The following is an 18285-nucleotide window of genomic DNA, read 5'->3' on the forward strand; positions in this document are numbered from 1 at the left end:
GGAAATTATGCGGTGATCAATCCAACCGAAAATAGGAGTTGTCATATAAATGGCTTTGAAAGCTGGAATTGTTGGACTTCCGAACGTAGGAAAATCCACATTATTTAACGCGATTACGCAAGCGGGAGCAGAATCCGCCAACTATCCTTTCTGTACTATTGACCCGAACGTTGGTGTCGTGGAAGTTCCGGACGAACGTCTGGATAAGCTGACAGAGCTGGTGCAGCCGAACAAGACGGTTCCGACCGCTTTTGAATTTGTGGACATTGCCGGATTGGTGCGCGGTGCGAGCAAGGGCGAAGGCCTCGGCAACAAGTTCCTGGCCCATATCCGTGAAGTGGATGCGATTGTCCATGTCGTGCGCTGCTTCGTGGATGAGAATGTAACGCATGTGGACGGCAAGGTGAATCCGATTAGCGACATTCAGACCATTAATCTGGAGCTGATTCTGGCTGACCTGGAGAGCATCGAGAAACGGATCGAACGCTCCCGCAAAAATATCAAGGGCGGCGACAAGAAATACGTCCAGGAAGTTGAAGTTCTGGAGCGCGTCAAGGAAGCTCTCTATGAAGATAAGCCTGCACGCAGTGTGGAGCTGTCCGATGACGAGCGCCTGATCGTGCGCGATCTTCACCTGCTGACGCTGAAGCCGGTGCTGTATGCGGCGAATGTGGGCGAAGATGAAGTTGCTACTGCTGAAGACAACCCTTACGTGAAGCAGGTCCGTGAATTCGCTGCTGCCGAGAACGCCGAAGTGGTGCCAATCAGCGCGAAGGTGGAAGCGGAGATTGCCGAGCTGGAAGGCGAGGACAAGGCGATGTTCCTGGAAGAGCTGGGGCTGCAGGAATCCGGGCTGAACCGCCTGATCAAAGCTGCCTACAAGCTGCTGGGATTGTACACTTACTTTACTGCGGGTGTGCAGGAGGTTCGCGCCTGGACGATCCGCAAAGGAACCAAAGCGCCTGGCGCTGCCGGTGTAATTCACACAGACTTCGAGCGCGGCTTTATCCGTGCAGAGGTTGTGGCTTATGCCGATCTGCTGGCTGCCGGCTCGATGAACGGTGCCAAGGAACGCGGGCAGCTTCGCCTCGAGGGCAAGGAATATCTGGTGCAGGACGGCGACGTTATGCATTTCCGTTTCAACGTGTAAGCTGACATTTTTGATAGCAGAATAAGGAACACAGAGAGGTTGTCTGGAAGTAGAGTTTCTACTGGCCGGATGGCTTCTTTTTTTGCATAGGCCCGGCGCGCACATGAATAACATCCTTGGAGTTTTTACATAATAAGGAGCGTTTTCACAGGCTACAAAAAATCCTGGCGCCGTACATATAGCACTGTAGCCAATCGGCAGGATTGGTGATATAATATAAAGTCGTATATCTATTTTTATTGTATCAACAATTTAAAGCAATATGCTTGAACTTGACAATGAATCAGGAGAGGTGAATTCCCTTGTTGGACCGATTGCAATCCCTGGCGGACCGCTATGAGAAACTCAGTGAACTGCTTTGTGACCCGGATGTTGCAAGCGACAGTAAGAAACTGAGGGACTATTCCAAAGAACAATCCGATTTGCAGCCCGCCTTTGAGGCGTATGCCGAATATAAAAATGTAATGGAAGAGCTTGAAGCCGCGAAGATGATGCAGGCCGAGAAGCTTGATGATGAAATGAAGGAAATGGTCAAGATGGAAATCGACGATCTTTCCTCACGCCAGGTTGCGCTGGAGGAGAAAATCCGCCTCCTGCTGCTGCCGAAGGACCCTAATGACGATAAGAACGTAATCGTGGAAATCCGCGGCGCAGCCGGGGGAGATGAAGCGGCATTGTTCGCTTCCGATCTGTACCGGATGTACACCCGCTATGCGGATGCCCAAGGCTGGCGCGTTGAACTGATGGATGTCAATACGAATGACCTCGGCGGCTTCAAAGAGGTTATCTTCATGATCAACGGACGCGGCGCTTACAGCAAAATGAAATTCGAAAGCGGCGCACACCGCGTTCAGCGTATTCCGACTACCGAATCTGGCGGACGGATTCATACTTCGACCTCCACGGTGTCGGTTATGCCTGAAGCGGAAGAGTTCGAAATTGAAATTCTCGACAAGGATATCCGCGTAGACACCTTCTGCTCCAGCGGCGCGGGCGGCCAGTCGGTTAATACGACCAAATCCGCAGTCCGTGTAACCCATGTGCCTACCGGCATTGTGGCGACCTGTCAGGACGGGAAGTCCCAGAACTCCAACAAGGAGAAGGCGCTGCAGGTGCTGCGTGCCCGGATCTCGGACATGAAACGCCAGGAGGAAGAAGCGAAGTATGCCGGAGAACGCAAGAGCAAAGTCGGAACCGGCGACCGCAGCGAGCGGATTCGCACCTACAATTTCCCGCAGAGCCGTGTAACTGATCACCGTATCGGCCTTACCCTGCACCGTCTGGATCAGGTGATGAACGGAGACATTACGGAAATTATCTCGGCATTGTCGATTGCGGAGCAAGCGGAGTTAATGGAAAAAGGAGAATAATGCTTTGAAACACGACTCTTATGTCATGCCTGACGTGCAAAGCATCAGGGAAGCCTTTGCGGAGGCTTCTTCTTTTTTGGACAAATCCGGGTGCAATGAGCCCCAGCGCAGCAGCCAGCTTCTGCTGGAGCATGTGCTGGGCTTGTCCGGCGCGGCTTATTATATGGCACTGGCTGATCCTTTTCCGCCTGCAGCGAAGGCGGCTTGGGAAGCCGGTGTTACCCGCCGCGCGGCAGGCGAGCCGGTGCAGTATATTATCGGCGAGCAGGAATTTTACGGGCGGGCCTTTGAGGTGACGCCCGATGTGCTGATTCCCCGGCCCGAGACGGAGCTGCTCGTCGAGGCGATTTTGAAGTACGGCGCGGAGCTGTGGCCGGACGGTGTGGTGGCTGCGCCGCGTCCGCTGACCGCCGTCGATATCGGCGCCGGTAGCGGAGCCATCTCCGTCACGCTGGCGGCGGAAGCGCCGGCGTGGCGGGTCTGCGCCGGCGATATCTCGCCCGGCGCGCTGGCCGTGGCCGGCCGCAATGCGCGGCGGCACGGCACGGCCGTGGACCTGCGGCTCGGCGACCTGCTCGAGCCGTTTGCGGGGATGGAGACGGATATTCTCGTCTCCAACCCGCCCTATATTCCCGGCGGAGATATCGCCGGGCTGCAGCGCGAGGTGCGCGACCACGAGCCGCGCACCGCACTGGACGGCGGCGCCGACGGGCTGGACCCGTATCGCCGCATGATGGACCAGCTGCGGCTGCTTCCGGCACCGCCGCGGCTGGTCGGGTTCGAGCTCGGCCAAGGCCAGGCCGAGCAGGTGGCCGGGCTGCTGCGGGCGGCCGGCCACTGGGGGGAGATCGTCACAATCGACGATCTCGCGGGCATCCCGCGCCACGTGCTGGGGATCGCCCGGTAGAGGGGCGCTCGCAAACCGTGAGTCTGGCCTGAGAAGTTCGTGAAGCACCCAATAAACGCTAAATGGATTTTCTCCACCTAATGTGTTGAAATCCGCGCGACTGCAGCATTTAATGGGATTTTCGCCAACTAATTTCGAATAAAGCCCGCCCAATCGCCCCTCAACGCGGCATTAGGTTTACTTTTTCCAACTAAAGCTTTGACGAGAGCCAAATGGCGCTGAATTAGCTTTACTTTTTCCATGTATCCTTAATCTCCCGGTACAGCCGGATGTTACAGCATGCATGTCCACTCCAGGTTATAGAGTTCGGCTATGCAGTGAAATTGTATTTTTGCTGCCCCTTCCATTACAATAGACATGACGGGAATTCGGTTTGTAGACATGAAATTCAGAAGACCCAGTACGGAGTAAGGAGACAGAATATGCTTCAGAAGATTAAAAAGATTGACGGCGTCATTGTGGTCATTCTCATCCTGTTGATGGTCGTCAGCATTTTTTCCATATACAGTGTCACGCATGGACGGGAGAAGCTGGACGGGGCGCATCTTCGGATGATCAAGTTTTATGTGCTGGGTATCGTTGCTTTTATCGGACTGACCTTTGTAGATTACCGGCTGCTGGTTAAATATGCACCGTACGTTTATGGTGTGGGGATAGGGATTCTGGTGCTGGTCAGCTTTATCGGCAAGGAGCAGAACGGGGCCCAGGGCTGGATTAAGTTCGGGGGCTTCAGCCTTCAGCCGGCGGAGCTGTTCAAGCTGATTCTGATACTTTTCCTGGCATCTATGCTGGTGCGCAAGATGAAGAATAAGCTCCTTTTCTGGCGCGATGTGGTTCCGCTCGGACTGCTCACCCTGCTTCCCTTTCTGATCGTCATCAGTCAAAATGACTTGGGCAACGCCCTTTCCTATATTGTCATCCTGTTCGGCCTGCTGTGGATTGGCAATATCAAATTTTCCCACGCCCTGATTGGACTGCTGGTAATAGGTTCAACTGCCGCGGCGGGGATCATGAGCTATATCCACTACCATGACGAAATTAAAACCTTTCTTACCGATATCGGCCGCTCTCACTGGGTAGAACGTTTTGACCCGTGGCTCGTCCCTGATGAGGCGACTGCCAAGGCGAGCTACCATACCAAAAATGCCAAGCTGGCCATCGCTTCGGGAGGCATGAGCGGGGAAGGGTACATGAATGGCAGCTCCGTGCAGACGGACCGGGTGCCTTACACCTATTCCGACTCCATCTTTGTCGAGATTGCTGAGGAATTCGGCTTTGTCGGTTCTGCGCTCGTATTGCTGCTCTACTTTATCCTGATCCACCGGATGATTCTGATTGCACTAGAGAGCAAGGACAGGGGCGGGCCGTTTCTGATTGTCGGCATTGTTGCGATGCTGCTGTACCAGATATTTGAGAATATCGGCGCATTTATCGGCCTTATGCCGCTGACCGGGATTACGCTGCCGTTTGTCAGCTACGGGGGAACCTCACTGATGATCAACATGGCCAGCATTGGCCTGGTGATGAGCGTGCGTCTGCACGGTCAAGAGGTCGAGGAGGAACTGCCGAATCCGTCTGTGTATTCCTCACCGGCCAAGCAAGGATAGCCAAGAATAACTATAGACCGCTGGAGTTCATCGTTAAGATGGGTTCCGGCGGTTTTTTTTAAATATAAAGTAAGGACGGCGTAGCCGTTTCTACTTGTTTTTACAATTTCAAGGCCGGGTGCTATAAAATTGTATTTGCACTGTATCTTGCTTTACAATGGAAATTAACGGCTTTGTGCTGTCGGCGTTTTACGGCAAGAAGCCTAAATCCGGATACAGTTAGGAGCTCCTCACATGCTGCAGCGTTTCAAAAAGATTGACGGCGTCATTGTGGTTGTTCTGATCCTTTTGATGGTCATCAGTATTTTATCCATATACAGTGTCACCCACGGACGCAAAGATGACGGCCTGCACATTCAGATGATCAAGTGGTACGGAGTGGGTTTTCTTGCTTTCATAGGGCTGTCTTTATTTGATTACCGCCTGCTTGTAAAATATGCGAACTATATTTATATTCTGGGCGTAGGGATTTTGGTGCTGGTCAGTTTTGTTGGGACTGTGAAATACGGTGCCCGGGGCTGGCTGGAGGTAGGGGGGTTCAGCCTTCAGCCGGCGGAGTTGTTCAAGCTGATTCTGATTCTTGGGCTGGCTGCTCTGCTGGTCCGCAAAAATAAGAGCAGGCTTCAGTTCTGGCGCGATGTTGTGCCGCTCAGTCTGGTTGCGCTGCTTCCGTTCGTGATTGTGATCACTCAGAACGATCTGGGCAACGCGCTCAGCTATTTGATTATCCTGCTCGGTCTCTTGTGGATTGGTGGGATTAGATTATCTCATGCGCTGATTGGCCTGGTTGTTGCGGCCCTGGCAATAGGCGGCTTTATTTTCAGCTACATTAACTATCATGATCAAACTACGAACTTTTTGAGTAAAACGCTTGGCCGCGAGCATTTTGTGTCCCGCTTTGATCCCTGGCTGGTGCCGGAGCTGGCGAGCAGTGACGACAGCTACCAAACGCGTAATGCCAAAATCGCCATTGCATCGGGCGGGCTCAGCGGGGAAGGGTATATGAAGGGCGGTTCCGTCCAGTCGGGTAAAATACCGGTGCTCTATACGGATGCGATTTTTGCCCAGATTGCCGAAGAATTCGGCTTCGTGGGGGCGGCGCTGCTCCTGCTGCTGTTTTTTATTCTGATTCATAGGATGATTCTGATTGCCCTGGAATGCAAGGAACGGGCCGGTCCTTATCTGATTATTGGGATTGTGGCAATGCTGCTGTATCAGATTCTTGAGAACATCGGCGCGTATATCGGCCTCATGCCGCTGACGGGAATTACCCTTCCGTTCATCAGCTACGGCGGGACTTCAGTCCTGATCAATATGTCCAGCATGGGCATAGCGATGAGTGTGCTGCTGTATGGACAGGATGTAGAGGAAGACCTGCCCGCGTCGCCTGCCTTGCATCTATAGGTGTACCCACAGCATTTAATAGGCAACCATGCCGCTCGTTCGCGGTACTTTAGACGAAGACATCGTTATTTCTGATAGATTAATAGGTTTGCACTCTCTCTTCTCTGGACATACTGAGGACATAAGAGATTCAGAGGGAGAGGGGCTGCTGAAAATGGAAATGAACAAGCCGGGACAACAGGATTCCTTGCGCGTAACCTTTAAGTATACTGCCATTTTAATTTGTTTTTTTATGATTCTTATGATGGCCTGGGAAGGGCAAAAAAGCGATGCCGCTGTGGCGGAGGCCTCCATTCCCCAAGATTCAATCCGGCTGCGGATTCTGGCGAACTCGGATGCGGCAGGTGATCAATTGGTCAAACGCCAGATTCGGGACAGCATTGTGGAGCAGATGAATCAGTGGGTATCTGCGCTGGAAGACCCGCAAAGCCTGGAGCAGGCACGCGCTCTGATCAGACAGCATCTGCCGGAGCTGAATACGCTGGTGGCGGGTGAGCTTGCGAAACGGGGCATCGAGTATGATTATAAAGTAGAGCTGGGAGTCGTTCCGTTCCCGACCAAAATGTACGGCGGCAAGGTCTATCCAGCCGGGGAGTATGAAGCTGTGCGCGTGACGCTTGGTGCAGGCAAGGGACAGAACTGGTGGTGCGTGCTGTTTCCGCCGCTGTGCTTCATTGATGCCGGTTCAGGAGATGCTGCCGCGCCGGCAGCGGCCAAAGGAACCAAAGCCGCCCTGGCTGATGCATCCGGGGATAGCCCTGAAGTGAAGACTGCAGCAAGCGGAACGGTACAAAAGGGTTCCGACGCAGCCGCTGCCAGTGGGGAAGCGGAAGCGCCGAAGGTGCGTTTCTTCCTCTGGGAGCTGCTGGAGAATCTATGGAGCTGGATCAGCGGATTATTCAGCTAAGATCCTATGAATCTACTGCGGTCCATGATACGATATAAGCTGAACTTGCGCGGAATTGCTGCGGCTCCACCTGGTGGGGCCGTTTCTTCATAGTTTCTGCAATAACGAACCTTAAAGAAAGCTTGTGATATGTAATGACAGAACATCAAGAGAACTCGTTTGCGGTCCAGCGCCGCAGCGGGCAAATAGATTCTACAGTATATTGGAAACTGTCCGGTGCTTCGCTGTGTGAACAGGATGAGCAAGCTATAGAGGAAGCGGCGGCTATGCTTCGCAAGGGGAGTACCGTCGCCTTTCCGACTGAGACGGTATACGGCCTCGGGGCGGATGCCCGCAATACCGCTGCGGTGGAGTCAGTGTTCGCCGCCAAAGGCCGGCCATCCGACAATCCGCTGATCGTGCATATCGCCCGCCGCAGCGATCTGGACGGGCTGGTTATGGAGGTGCATCCGGCAGCGGCGGCGCTGATTGACGCTTTCTGGCCCGGCCCGCTGACGGTGGTGCTTCCCGTGCGTCCCGGCGTGCTGTCGCCGCTCGTTACAGCGGGGCTGGATACGGTCGGCGTGCGCATGCCCGATCATCCGCTCGCCCTGGCGCTGATTCGCGCGGCAGGCTGTCCGGTGGCTGCGCCCAGCGCCAACCGCTCCGGGCGGCCCAGTCCGACGCTGGCCGCCCATGTCCTGGAGGACCTCGCCGGTTATATCGGCGGGGTGCTTGACGGCGGCGCGGCCGGAGTCGGCCTGGAGTCGACCGTCGTGCAGGTGCAGCCGGACGGGACGGCCCTGGTGCTCCGTCCCGGCGGCATCACCGCCGAGCAGCTTGCGGCGGTGCTCGGTCCCGGGGCCGTCGGCACGGCCCCGGCTTCTGCGGAAGCGCCGGCCGGCGGCGCTTCCGGCCTGTCCCCCGGCGCGGCGCATGCCGCCGGGGACAGCAGCCCGGCGCCGCGCGCACCGGGCATGAAGTACACGCACTACGCCCCGCGCGGAGCGCTTGGCGTAGTGCGCGGCGCTTCGCCGCAGCGCGTGGCGGAAGCCGCCGCGGGCCTGCTGCAGGCGGCGCAGCGGGCTGGCGAGATTACGGGCCTGCTCCTCTTCGAGGAGCATGTGGCCCTGTATCCCGCCGTCCCGGCCGCCTGCGTCGTTTCTCTCGGCTCGCTGACCTCGCCGGAGGAAGGGGCTCGCTCCCTGTATGCCGCGCTGCGGCGCTTCGATGAAGCGGGAGCGACCTACATTCTGGCCGAGGCCTGCCCGGATACCGGCCTCGGCGCAGCAATCATGAACCGGCTGATGAAAGCCGCCGGCGGAACCGTCATCGACGCCGGATAACCCCTGCGTCCACCCTGCAGGCTGTTGTTGCCTGGAGAGGAGAGCTGACTGCAGACAGCAGCAGGTTCTCTCCGCCGTATCGCTACCTGCTCTCACCTGCACAGTCATGTTTCCCCCCTTGTCCGCATATCGTGGTTGTACAAGAACTTTCGGACCTTGGGGGTATGGGCATGGGCATAGAGGGAGTATATGCGGATTGGGGGCAGCTTGTGACGGTTGCCATCATGGCAATCGCACTGGGGATGGACGCTTTCTCGCTCGGTGTTGGAATCGGGATGAAAGGCATCCGTCTTTTGCATGTGCTGCAGCTTAGTCTGCTTGTTGCTTTTTTTCATGTGCTGATGCCGCTGCTGGGCTTGTTTACAGGCAGCTACGTAGGACATTTGCTCGGACAAGTTACGGCTTACGTTGCGGGTGGTCTGCTTGTACTGCTGGGCGGGCATATGGTGTTTAATTCTTTTCGGGACAATGAGAGCTACAGTTATCGGCATTTTATGGATCACCGGTCCTTTTGGGGCATGCTGCTCATTGCACTGAGCGTAAGTATAGATTCTTTCTCAGTGGGGGTTTCACTGGGGATGTTTGTGAATAGCATAGTTTTAACCGTACTTGCCTTTGGGGCCACCGGCGGTCTGATGTCGATTACCGGCCTGCTGCTGGGAAGACGGGTCAGCCGGGGGCTTGGGGTTTACGGTGAGGCGCTGGGCGGAGCGATCCTGCTTGCGTTTGGCTTGCTGTTCATCTTCTGATACAATAACGGCACAAGATTATAATTTTCATTTCATGGAGGTGGAAAGTATGCTGCATATTTTATTCGTCTGCACGGGAAATACATGCCGTAGTCCTATGGCTGAAGGGCTTCTGCGGAAGCTGGCAAAGGAACGGGGGATTGATGTGGAAGTGCGGTCTGCAGGCGTCTCCGCCATTTCCGGTACTTCCATATCCAGACATGCCGCAGCGATCCTGCGGGACGAAGGCGTGAATGATCATATAATATCCTCACAGCTCAGCGCAGAGACTTTGTCCTGGGCCGATCTGGTGCTTACATTAACAGGCGGGCACAAGCGGCATGTGCTGCAGTATTTTCCGGGTGCGGTCACGAAGACGTATACGCTGAAGGAATACGTGCATGATGAAGCTTCGGTGGAGCAGGACATCCGCGAACTGGATAGCCTGTATGCCGCAGCAGAGCTTAACCTGGCGCTGGGCGTAGAGCCGGATGCTGCTGATATGCAGCGGATCATCGAGATCCGTCAAAGAATCCCGAGCTTTGATATTTCCGACCCTTTCGGCGGCTCTCGCGAGGACTACGAGCTTGCTGCTGCCGAGATTCGCACAGCGCTGCATAGTTTGCTGGATAAGCTGGAGTCCTTACGTCGTTTGTAAAGGTGGTTGATTTTTCGCGGCCATTCCTTTAAGATTAAAATAAATATTACCCGGTTCCGGTGTAACTGGCGACAAGTGTGGATCAAACCACGATGGAGCACCTGGAATAAACGGCCGGTCGCCTGGGCAAAAGAGCACATCCGCAGAAGGCTGCGGACTGCTCTTTTTTGTTTAAAATGTAGGAATGCTGTTATGCTGAGAGTAGGCAACGCTTGAGGGAGGCAGAATGATGGAAGAAGTCATGAAGCAGGACTCATCGGAGAACGGGGCCTCCGGTGGTTCATCTGGAAATGCCGGTAAGCCGGGGGCAGCGGAGCTTTCTTTAACTGCTGCAACCGCTGCTGTAGTACGTGAACTGGCGGAAGCCGGCAAGCTTGGACCCGGCAAGATTCTTGTTGTCGGTGCAAGCACAAGTGAAGTGGCTGGGGTCCGTATCGGCACCGGCGGCGCACTTGAGGTGGCGCAGGAGCTGCTGCAGGGCGTGGTTCAGGTTGCTGAGGAGATGGGCTTTCATCCAGTGTATCAATGCTGTGAGCATTTGAACCGTTCCTTGGTCATGGAGCGCTCGTTGCTTGAAAAGCTGGGGCTTCGGGAGGTTTCGGCAGTGCCGATACCGGGAGCCGGTGGTTCGATGGCTGCTGCTGCGTACCGTTCGATGGCTGACCCTGTTCTGGCTGAGACCGTTGAGGCCCATGCCGGGATAGACATCGGTGAGACGCTGATCGGCATGCATTTGCGCCGGGTTGCGGTGCCTTTTCGGCCAAGCCTGCGCTACATTGGTTCAGCAAGGGTGAATGCGGCCTGGAGCAGACCTCCGCTTATTGGCGGGGAACGCGCGGTGTACCGCACCCTGGAGATCAGCGGATCACGGAATTGCGATTAAGGAAAGGCAAGGAACACCAACAACTGGTTAGTCTTCACACAACATAAACTAAAGAGCATTAGGGAGGAAATAAGAATCATGGAACAATTGCGTAAGAGTGACCCGGCAGTACTGGAAGCGATGGGACTGGAGCTGAGCCGTCAGCGTGCCAACATTGAGCTTATTGCCTCGGAGAATATCGTCAGCGAAGCAGTTATGGAAGCTATGGGTTCTGTGCTCACGAACAAATATGCCGAAGGATATCCCGGCAAACGGTATTATGGCGGCTGTGAAGATGTGGATATCGTGGAGAACCTGGCCCGTGACCGCGCCAAGCAGTTGTTTGGAGCGGAACATGCCAATGTTCAGCCGCACTCCGGCGCTCAGGCCAATATGGCGGTTTATCTTGCTGCGCTGAATCCAGGTGATACTGTACTGGGCATGAATCTGGCTCATGGCGGTCACCTGACCCACGGCAGCCCGGTGAATGCATCCGGCTTGCTGTATAACTTTGTGGCTTACGGCGTTCAGGAGGATACCTTCCTGATTGATTATGATGAAGTACGCAAAGCAGCATTCAAACACCGTCCTAAATTGATTGTAGCTGGAGCAAGCGCGTATCCGCGTACGATTGATTTTGCAGCGCTTGGTTCAATCGCAAATGATGTTGGCGCATTGTTTATGGTCGATATGGCGCATATCGCCGGATTGGTAGCAGCAGGTCTTCATCCGAGTCCGGTTCCGCATGCCCATTTTGTAACCACAACTACGCATAAGACCTTGCGCGGTCCGCGCGGAGGTATGATTCTGTGCAGACAGCCTTGGGCAGCGGCAATCGACAAGGCCGTATTCCCTGGCACACAAGGCGGACCGTTGATGCATGTGATTGCTTCCAAAGCCGTTTCCTTTGGCGAAGCGCTCCAGCCGTCATTCAAGACATATGCCGAGAATGTGGTGAAGAACGCCAAGGTGCTGGCCGAAACTCTGATCGGTGAAGGAGTTAACATCGTATCTGGAGGCACGGATAATCACCTCATGCTGATCGACACCCGCAGCCTGAACATTACAGGTAAAGATGCGGAGAAGGTACTCGACTCCATCGGCATTACCGTGAACAAAAATGCTATTCCATTTGATCCTACCAGTCCATTCGTTACCAGTGGCATCCGCATCGGTACACCTGCCGTCACTTCGCGCGGGATGGACCAGCAGGCTATGGTGACCATCGGTCATATTATCGCCAATGTGCTGAAGAATCCTAAGGATGAGGGCAAACTCGCCGAGGCTGCCCGTGAAGTGGCTGCACTTACTGAGCAATATCCGATCTATCCGGGGCTGCAATACTAAGCTTCTACCTTTGAATTAGACGTAGCATATTAAGTCTCTGCAGGATCTGGTTCTTCCAGTTTTGCAGAGACTTTTTTTGTCTTTGAGGAAATAATGATTTTGTTGTGTTATGGATGAGACACGTACATATGATTGGGAAACGTAGCTAAACGTAGTTGTTTGATTGACTATATAATGGAAATATTTAATCAGAAATAACGGCAGAAATACCGTTGCTGAAGCGAGTGTGGCTAGTTTGATGAGGACTAACTGCAGAAATGCCGTTGTCGAAGCGAGTGTGGGTAGATTGATGAGGAACAACGGCAAAAATACCGTTGCTGAAGTGAGTGTGGCTAGATTGATGAGGAACAACGGCAAAAATACCGTTGCTGAAGCGAGTGTGGCTAGTTTGATGAGGAACAACGGCAGAAATGCCGTTGTCGAGGCGAGTGTGGTTAGATTGATGAGGAACAACGGCAGAAATACCGTTGCTGAAGCGAGTGTGGCTAGTTTGATGAGGAATAACGGCAGAAATGCCGTTGTTGAAACAAGTACGGCTGGTTTGACCAGAAAAACAGCAGAAATGCCACCTGTAGAATCGGGTCTAACCGTTTTTTTACCTCCAGCCAACTTGACCGTTTACCTCCGTTTCACCCCGGTTTCTTTGAGCTTTTTGTCCCAATAGACCAGAATCTGGGCTTCTGCACGCAATGTGTTGCACAATGTTCACAATTTTGAAGGGAAAAATGTCGAATTTCATCATGAAATATTCATGAAAGTTCATGGAATTTTCAACAATAGTGGTGAAAGAAATGTGAAAAGTATTATTTTGACAAAATGACATAAACTAAGCCTCGTTTTATATGGGGAGTAACGGAGGCCTGCTTGGATTGATTCTACACATAATGATTTACAGCAGATTGTAATTCGGTCTGGCGAACCAGTCCTTCGTAGGTGAAAAGCGCCCTCGGTGATGATATAATAAACAAGATTTAGCCTTAGAGGAAGCAAAAGCGCTTTCTATGGCTATAAAAAGACAGACAATTACCGGAGGGACAAGAATGGGAAAATTGGTGATTTGCGATCATCCTTTGATTCAGCACAAACTTACATTTATTCGTGATGTGCGGACAAATACGAAAGAGTTTAGAGAGCATGTCGACGAAGTCGCTACACTTATGGCATATGAGATTACGCGGGACATTCCGCTGGAGACCATTAAAGTCCAGACACCTGTAGCAGAAACGGAGAGCAAAGTGATTTCTGGAAGAATGCTGGGTCTGATTCCGATTCTTCGTGCCGGACTGGGGATGCTTGAAGGCGTGCTGAAGCTGCTCCCGGCAGCGAAGGTAGGACATGTTGGTTTGTTCCGTGATCCCGATACACTACAGCCGGTTGAATACTACATCAAGCTTCCTACAGATGTTCAGGAACGCGAACTGATTGTAATTGATCCGATGCTGGCTACTGGCGGCTCTGCTATTGCGGCGATCTCCTCGCTTAAGAAGCGCGGCTGCACTCAGATCAAGATGATGAATTTGATTGCTGCTCCGGAAGGCGTTGCTGCTGTACAAGCTGCCCACCCGGATGTTGATATCTATGTCGCTGCGCTGGATGATCATTTGAATGATCATGGCTATATCGTGCCAGGGCTCGGTGATGCCGGGGACCGTTTGTATGGAACCAAATAAACTAAACATAATACAGCATTTGAAGAGAGGGTAGGGGTTATGTCCAAAATTAAAGTGATGACGATTTTCGGAGTGCGCCCCGAGGCGATCAAAATGGCGCCTTTGGTCCTGGAGCTGGCAAAACATCCCGAACAAATTGAATCTGTTGTTTGCGTAACTGCACAGCACCGTGAGCTGCTGGATCAGGTGCTAGAGGTATTCAAAATCACTCCTGATTATGATCTGGACGTGATGAAGGACCGCCAGACGCTGAATGAAATTACCATTAGGGTGCTGGAGGGACTGGAGCCGGTGCTTAAGGAGGCCAAACCGGACCTGGTGCTGGTGCATGGGGATACACTCACCACGTTCCTTGCCAGCTATGCTTCTTTCCTGCAGCAAATTCAGGTAGGTCATGTGGAGGCAGGTCTTCGGACCTGGAATAAGCTGTCTCCGTATCCGGAGGAAATGAACCGCCAGCTTACCGGTGTGCTTGCGGATTTACACTTCTCTCCGACGGATTGGTCGGCGGGCAACCTAAGACATGAGAACAAAAAAGAATCAAGTATTTATATCACAGGCAATACTGTAACTGATGTGTTTCAATATACCGTACAGCCGGACTATCGGCATCCTGTACTGGATTTTGCTGCAGGAAAAAGACTTATTTTAATGACGGCGCACCGCAGGGAATCTCAAGGCGAACCGCACCGTCATATTTTCCGTGCTGTCAAAAGAATCGCTGATGAATTTGAAGATGTGGCCATAGTTTATCCTGTGCATCCGAGTCCGGCAGTTAAGGAACCGGCACATGAAATACTCGGCGGACACCCGAGAATCAAGCTGATTGATCCGCTGGATGTCGTTGACCTGCATAACTTTTATCCGCATACCCACCTGATATTGACCGATTCCGGCGGCCTGCAGGAGGAAGCTCCCTCCTTTGGAGTTCCTGTGCTTGTGCTGCGTGATACAACCGAGCGCCCGGAAGGGATCGAAGCCGGAACATTGGAGCTTGTGGGAACGGACGAGGAGAAGGTGTATCAACGGACACATGCTCTGCTGACTGATCAGGATCTGTATCAGTCCATGAGTCGGGCCGCCAACCCGTATGGAGACGGTAAAGCCTCTGAGAGAATTGTCAATGCGATTTTGCACCATTTCGGTGTGGTTAAGGAACGTCCGGAAGAGTTTCACAGAATGTTCACAAAATAAGCTATAAAGCATGAAAACGATATTCTGAATTGACCAAAATCAACATACAGTAAAACTGTACGGTTTATATGGTTTTGGAGAGTTTTGCTGTGATTATTTTCATACTTTCATCCGAAAAAGCCATGATTTGCGCTGGATTGACAAACTCTTGTAACATTCAGTAAAATGAATGGGACTTCTAAGGATGTGTTGAAATGAAGGGCCCTGATAAGCCTCAAGAACCGCATAAACAAACGGGCCGAGCGCTAAAAGCCATGAGTCTTGTCAGTGCTGTCGGGATTGATTTGGCCGCCTTTACTCTGGGCGGTTATTTCTTGGGGGCATGGCTGGACCGCAAGTGGAACAGCTCCGGGCTCGGAGTAGCGCTTGGTGTTATTTTAGGTGTGCTGTGTGGTATAGCGGGTGTCATCTTCATAATTAAAGCTGTCATGGAGGAAAGTGATGGATGATTTATCCAGATACCGTAAGGTATTGGCAATAGCAACACTTTGCTTCGTGGTCCTTTGCGTTCTGGCTGCGGCTTTATTCCCGGACTTCCGGAGTATTGCTCTCGGTATGGCACTTGGCGGAGCTATTGGCTGTATCAATGTGACCTACCTCGGCTATAAGGTCCGGCAAGTGGCGGATATGATGGCGGGTGAAGGCAAGAGACGCGTAAATCTCGGGTTTCTGACCCGTGCCGCCCTTAGTCTCTTGGGTGTGATGGTGGCCTTTAAAACGCCGCAGTATTTTAACATGATTGCGGTGGCTGGCAGTTTGCTCTTGGCTCCAATTCTTCTTATTATAATAGGGATTGGTTTTTTGCGTAGAGAAAGATAAAGGTTCCAACGGAGAAAGGGGTGAGAAAAAATGCATAAATCACCAATTATTATGCTAGGCGGCTTACATATCGACCTTTCTATCGTGCTGATGCTGTTAGTTACCTGTACCATTTGTTTTGTACTTGGACTATTGGCAACACGCAACTTGTCGGTCGAGAATCCCGGTAAGCTGCAGAATTTCCTGGAATGGGCAGTTGAGTTCGTTCAAGGTCTGATTTCCAGCACGATGGATTTGAAAAAGGGCAAACCCTTTCTCTCACTGGGTCTTGCGCTGATCATGTTCCTGTTTGTCGGCAATATGCTCGGACTTCCGTTCGGTATTGTCACAGATTATCATGATGCCCAGCATGCCAAGATCTTCGGCAAGGAAATCGTTTCTGTAACACAGGAATTGGACAAACTCCATGCCGCTGCTGAAGCTGGAACTTCTTCCGGTTCTCACGAGGAGATTGAGGTAGGCGTAGCCTGGTGGAAATCGCCAACTGCCGATCCTGCTGTAGCAATGGGTCTTGCGCTGATGATTTTCTTGATGTCGCACATTCTGGGCATTACCCGCAATACCAAAAATTACTTCAAACATTATTTCCAGCCTTACCCGTTCTTCTTCCCCATCAACCTGATTGAGCAGGTATCGAAGCTGCTGACACACGGCATGCGTCTTTTCGGTAATATCTTTGCCGGCGAGGTTCTGATATCGGTTATCCTCAAGCTGGGGGCACTCGGCATAGGCGGGTGGATTGCTTCCATACTGGGTCTGATTGTATGGCAAGGCTTCAGTTTGTTTATCGGAACAATCCAGGCTTTCATCTTCGTAATGCTGACCATGGTATACTTCTCGCAAATGCTGGAAACCCATGACGAGCATTGAGCGTAACAACTGTAAGAATTTAAGATTCATGCCAAGGCGGGAGCAAAACTTCAAGTCTGGCTCATTAATACACACTAAAACATATCTTTGAGGAGGATTTACACAATGGGAGTTATGGCTTATTTGGCAGCTGCAATTGCAGTAGGTTTGGGAGCGCTGGGTGCCGGTATCGGTAACGGTCTGATCGTCAGCAAAACAGTAGAAGGTATCGCCCGTCAACCGGAAGCGAAATCCACACTGCAAACTACAATGTTTATCGGGGTCGCACTGGTAGAAGCCCTTCCGATCATCGGTGTAGTACTTGCGTTCATGTTCTACGTTGGAGCTTAAGAATTACACATGTTTGGCGGGGAAGGCCACAGCCCTCCGCGCCTTCTTTTTAGGAACGACCCAAGACATGAACGTGCATCGGAAAGGAGTGTCTAGAATTGTCTTTTCAATGGGAATCTCTCGTACTGGCTATCATTGCCTTCGGGATTTTATACTTCTTGCTGAATAAGTACGCTTTCGGGCCGTTGTTCTCCGTTATGGAAAAACGCCGTGAGCTTGTGCTGCAGCAAATGGATGAAGCAGCGAAGACCAGAGAGCAGGCTGTTTCATATGTTGAAGAACAGAAGCAAGCTCTGCAGCAGGCTCGCCAGGAGGCACAGCAAATTATCCAGCAATCGCAGGCAACCAGCAGCAATCAGGTTGACCGTATTCTGGAGCAGGCCAAGGCTGAAGCTGCACGTCTTAAGGATGAAGCTGTCCGCGATATCGATAACGAAAAGAACAAAGCTGTGGAAGCATTGCGCAGCGAGCTCGGAACTGCATCGGTTCGGATTGCATCCAAGCTGCTTGAAAAAGAAGTTAAAGCCGATGGCGAACAGGAACAGCTTGTTGATCAGTACCTCAAAGAGGTAGGAGGCCGATCATGAGCCGCGATACGGTAGTTGCCAAGCGCTACGCGGGCGCCTTGTATAGTGCAGCGGTGGATAAGGGCATTACGCTTGAAGTGGAAGATCAGCTAAAGACAGTAGTCGAAGTGCTTCATAATGACCAAGAGGTGAAACGGTTTATTCTTGCACCGCGGATCTCGCAGTCCGACAAGCTGAAGGTGCTGCGTACGGCGCTTCAAGATAAGGTCTCTCCAACGGTGATGAACACGGTAGAGCTGCTGGTTGAGCGGGGCAGAACCGATATTTTTGCTGATCTGCTGGAAACGTACATCAAAATAGAAGGAGACGCCCTCGGCATCGGCGATGCAACGGTGTATTCTACTTATCCGCTGAGTCAAGAAGAGCAGGATACAGTAGCTGCAGAGTTCAGCCAGCTTACCAATCGCAAGATTCGTGTTACGAATCTGATTGATAAGAGCCTTCTGGGCGGACTGAAGGTCGTGATCGGCGATACGCTGTATGACGGCAGTCTGTCCGGTAAACTTACGCGTCTCGAGAAATCTTTTAACGATAAGCTAAGAAGATAGGG

Annotated in this window: 20 protein-coding genes and 1 riboswitch; of the genes, 19 read left to right on the forward strand and 1 reads right to left on the reverse strand. The window is 52.5% G+C overall.

The features are described 5' to 3' along the window. Window positions 1–49: 49 nt before the first annotated feature. The 11 genes from ychF (at window position 50) to ACX1DY_RS20160 (ending at window position 12265) form a co-directional block, all read left to right on the forward strand. Window positions 50–1150 (forward strand): redox-regulated ATPase YchF, encoded by a 1101-nt coding sequence (gene ychF / locus ACX1DY_RS20110; RefSeq protein ID WP_458965979.1) that lies wholly within the window; start codon window positions 50–52, stop codon window positions 1148–1150. A 302-nt stretch (window positions 1151–1452) separates the two neighbouring features. Next, window positions 1453–2520 (forward strand): peptide chain release factor 1, encoded by a 1068-nt coding sequence (gene prfA, locus ACX1DY_RS20115; protein ID WP_458965980.1) that lies wholly within the window; start codon window positions 1453–1455, stop codon window positions 2518–2520. A gap of 4 nt (window positions 2521–2524) precedes the next feature. Then, window positions 2525–3427 carry a peptide chain release factor N(5)-glutamine methyltransferase gene (gene prmC / locus ACX1DY_RS20120; RefSeq protein WP_458965981.1) on the forward strand — a complete coding sequence of 301 codons (903 nt, stop codon included), beginning with the start codon at window positions 2525–2527 and terminating at the stop codon, window positions 3425–3427. A gap of 422 nt (window positions 3428–3849) precedes the next feature. Next, on the forward strand, window positions 3850–5034 hold the full coding sequence (locus tag ACX1DY_RS20125; RefSeq protein WP_458965982.1) for an FtsW/RodA/SpoVE family cell cycle protein: 1185 nt from the start codon (window positions 3850–3852) through the stop codon (window positions 5032–5034). A gap of 234 nt (window positions 5035–5268) precedes the next feature. Continuing rightward, entirely contained in the window at window positions 5269–6438 is a 1170-nt protein-coding gene (locus tag ACX1DY_RS20130) for an FtsW/RodA/SpoVE family cell cycle protein (protein ID WP_458965983.1), read from the forward strand. A gap of 154 nt (window positions 6439–6592) precedes the next feature. After that, a complete protein-coding gene (gene spoIIR, locus ACX1DY_RS20135) occupies window positions 6593–7345 on the forward strand; it encodes a stage II sporulation protein R (RefSeq protein WP_458965984.1) in 753 nt (250 codons plus the stop codon). Between the two features lie 134 nt (window positions 7346–7479). After that, window positions 7480–8670: an L-threonylcarbamoyladenylate synthase gene (locus tag ACX1DY_RS20140; protein WP_458965985.1), complete on the forward strand. Its 1191-nt coding sequence runs from the start codon at window positions 7480–7482 to the stop codon at window positions 8668–8670. Window positions 8671–8840: 170 nt separating this feature from the next. Beyond that, entirely contained in the window at window positions 8841–9419 is a 579-nt protein-coding gene (locus ACX1DY_RS20145; RefSeq protein WP_458965986.1) for a manganese efflux pump MntP, read from the forward strand. Between the two features lie 49 nt (window positions 9420–9468). Next, on the forward strand, window positions 9469–10056 hold the full coding sequence (locus tag ACX1DY_RS20150; RefSeq protein WP_458965987.1) for a low molecular weight protein arginine phosphatase: 588 nt from the start codon (window positions 9469–9471) through the stop codon (window positions 10054–10056). A gap of 51 nt (window positions 10057–10107) precedes the next feature. Then, a riboswitch (ZMP/ZTP riboswitch) is annotated at window positions 10108–10191 on the forward strand. A gap of 94 nt (window positions 10192–10285) precedes the next feature. Next, the gene (locus tag ACX1DY_RS20155) at window positions 10286–10939 is read left to right on the forward strand and encodes a TIGR01440 family protein (RefSeq protein ID WP_458965988.1); all 654 of its coding nucleotides are present in this window, start codon (window positions 10286–10288) and stop codon (window positions 10937–10939) included. A 75-nt stretch (window positions 10940–11014) separates the two neighbouring features. Next, on the forward strand, window positions 11015–12265 hold the full coding sequence (locus ACX1DY_RS20160; protein WP_458966097.1) for a serine hydroxymethyltransferase: 1251 nt from the start codon (window positions 11015–11017) through the stop codon (window positions 12263–12265). A gap of 15 nt (window positions 12266–12280) precedes the next feature. On the opposite strand, the gene ACX1DY_RS20165 is transcribed toward ACX1DY_RS20160, so the two are convergent. After that, window positions 12281–12874: a hypothetical protein gene (locus ACX1DY_RS20165; protein ID WP_458965989.1), complete on the reverse strand. Its 594-nt coding sequence runs from the start codon at window positions 12872–12874 to the stop codon at window positions 12281–12283. A 431-nt stretch (window positions 12875–13305) separates the two neighbouring features. Between ACX1DY_RS20165 and upp the strand changes: the two genes are divergently transcribed. From upp to ACX1DY_RS20205, 8 genes are all read left to right on the forward strand, one after another. After that, window positions 13306–13935, forward strand: a complete 630-nt coding sequence (gene upp, locus ACX1DY_RS20170; RefSeq protein ID WP_019914994.1) for a uracil phosphoribosyltransferase — start codon at window positions 13306–13308, stop codon at window positions 13933–13935. A 39-nt stretch (window positions 13936–13974) separates the two neighbouring features. Next, on the forward strand, window positions 13975–15129 hold the full coding sequence (wecB, locus tag ACX1DY_RS20175) for a non-hydrolyzing UDP-N-acetylglucosamine 2-epimerase (protein ID WP_458965990.1): 1155 nt from the start codon (window positions 13975–13977) through the stop codon (window positions 15127–15129). Between the two features lie 194 nt (window positions 15130–15323). Continuing rightward, complete coding sequence (locus ACX1DY_RS20180; RefSeq protein ID WP_458965991.1) at window positions 15324–15578, forward strand: AtpZ/AtpI family protein; 255 nt, start codon at window positions 15324–15326, stop codon at window positions 15576–15578. Beyond that, the gene (locus ACX1DY_RS20185) at window positions 15571–15948 is read left to right on the forward strand and encodes an ATP synthase subunit I (protein WP_458965992.1); all 378 of its coding nucleotides are present in this window, start codon (window positions 15571–15573) and stop codon (window positions 15946–15948) included. The genes ACX1DY_RS20180 and ACX1DY_RS20185 overlap by 8 nt, the downstream gene beginning before the upstream one ends. Before the next feature lie 30 nt (window positions 15949–15978). Next, window positions 15979–16818, forward strand: a complete 840-nt coding sequence (atpB, locus tag ACX1DY_RS20190; RefSeq protein ID WP_458965993.1) for a F0F1 ATP synthase subunit A — start codon at window positions 15979–15981, stop codon at window positions 16816–16818. A gap of 105 nt (window positions 16819–16923) precedes the next feature. After that, a complete protein-coding gene (gene atpE, locus ACX1DY_RS20195; RefSeq protein WP_025709067.1) occupies window positions 16924–17148 on the forward strand; it encodes a F0F1 ATP synthase subunit C in 225 nt (74 codons plus the stop codon). Window positions 17149–17246: 98 nt separating this feature from the next. Further along, a complete protein-coding gene (gene atpF / locus ACX1DY_RS20200) occupies window positions 17247–17735 on the forward strand; it encodes a F0F1 ATP synthase subunit B (RefSeq protein WP_458965994.1) in 489 nt (162 codons plus the stop codon). Continuing rightward, window positions 17732–18283: a F0F1 ATP synthase subunit delta gene (locus tag ACX1DY_RS20205; RefSeq protein WP_458965995.1), complete on the forward strand. Its 552-nt coding sequence runs from the start codon at window positions 17732–17734 to the stop codon at window positions 18281–18283. Before atpF ends, ACX1DY_RS20205 begins: the two co-directional genes overlap by 4 nt. The last annotated feature ends 2 nt before the right edge of the window (window positions 18284–18285 follow it).

The organism is Paenibacillus sp. BAC0078 (genome assembly GCF_054483875.1).

Excerpts from the sequence above, each read along its gene's own strand:
- ychF (WP_458965979.1), top strand. The coding sequence starts at position 50 with ATGGCTTTGAAAGCTGGAATTGTTGGACTTCCGAACGTAGGAAAATCC.
- ACX1DY_RS20125 (WP_458965982.1), top strand. The coding sequence starts at position 3,850 with ATGCTTCAGAAGATTAAAAAGATTGACGGCGTCATTGTGGTCATTCTC.
- ACX1DY_RS20130 (WP_458965983.1), top strand. The coding sequence starts at position 5,269 with ATGCTGCAGCGTTTCAAAAAGATTGACGGCGTCATTGTGGTTGTTCTG.
- spoIIR (WP_458965984.1), top strand. The coding sequence starts at position 6,593 with ATGGAAATGAACAAGCCGGGACAACAGGATTCCTTGCGCGTAACCTTT.
- ACX1DY_RS20140 (WP_458965985.1), top strand. The coding sequence starts at position 7,480 with ATGACAGAACATCAAGAGAACTCGTTTGCGGTCCAGCGCCGCAGCGGG.
- ACX1DY_RS20145 (WP_458965986.1), top strand. The coding sequence starts at position 8,841 with ATGGGCATAGAGGGAGTATATGCGGATTGGGGGCAGCTTGTGACGGTT.
- ACX1DY_RS20150 (WP_458965987.1), top strand. The coding sequence starts at position 9,469 with ATGCTGCATATTTTATTCGTCTGCACGGGAAATACATGCCGTAGTCCT.
- ACX1DY_RS20155 (WP_458965988.1), top strand. The coding sequence starts at position 10,286 with ATGGAAGAAGTCATGAAGCAGGACTCATCGGAGAACGGGGCCTCCGGT.
- upp (WP_019914994.1), top strand. The coding sequence starts at position 13,306 with ATGGGAAAATTGGTGATTTGCGATCATCCTTTGATTCAGCACAAACTT.
- wecB (WP_458965990.1), top strand. The coding sequence starts at position 13,975 with ATGTCCAAAATTAAAGTGATGACGATTTTCGGAGTGCGCCCCGAGGCG.
- ACX1DY_RS20180 (WP_458965991.1), top strand. The coding sequence starts at position 15,324 with ATGAAGGGCCCTGATAAGCCTCAAGAACCGCATAAACAAACGGGCCGA.
- ACX1DY_RS20185 (WP_458965992.1), top strand. The coding sequence starts at position 15,571 with ATGGATGATTTATCCAGATACCGTAAGGTATTGGCAATAGCAACACTT.
- atpB (WP_458965993.1), top strand. The coding sequence starts at position 15,979 with ATGCATAAATCACCAATTATTATGCTAGGCGGCTTACATATCGACCTT.
- atpE (WP_025709067.1), top strand. The coding sequence starts at position 16,924 with ATGGGAGTTATGGCTTATTTGGCAGCTGCAATTGCAGTAGGTTTGGGA.
- ACX1DY_RS20205 (WP_458965995.1), top strand. The coding sequence starts at position 17,732 with ATGAGCCGCGATACGGTAGTTGCCAAGCGCTACGCGGGCGCCTTGTAT.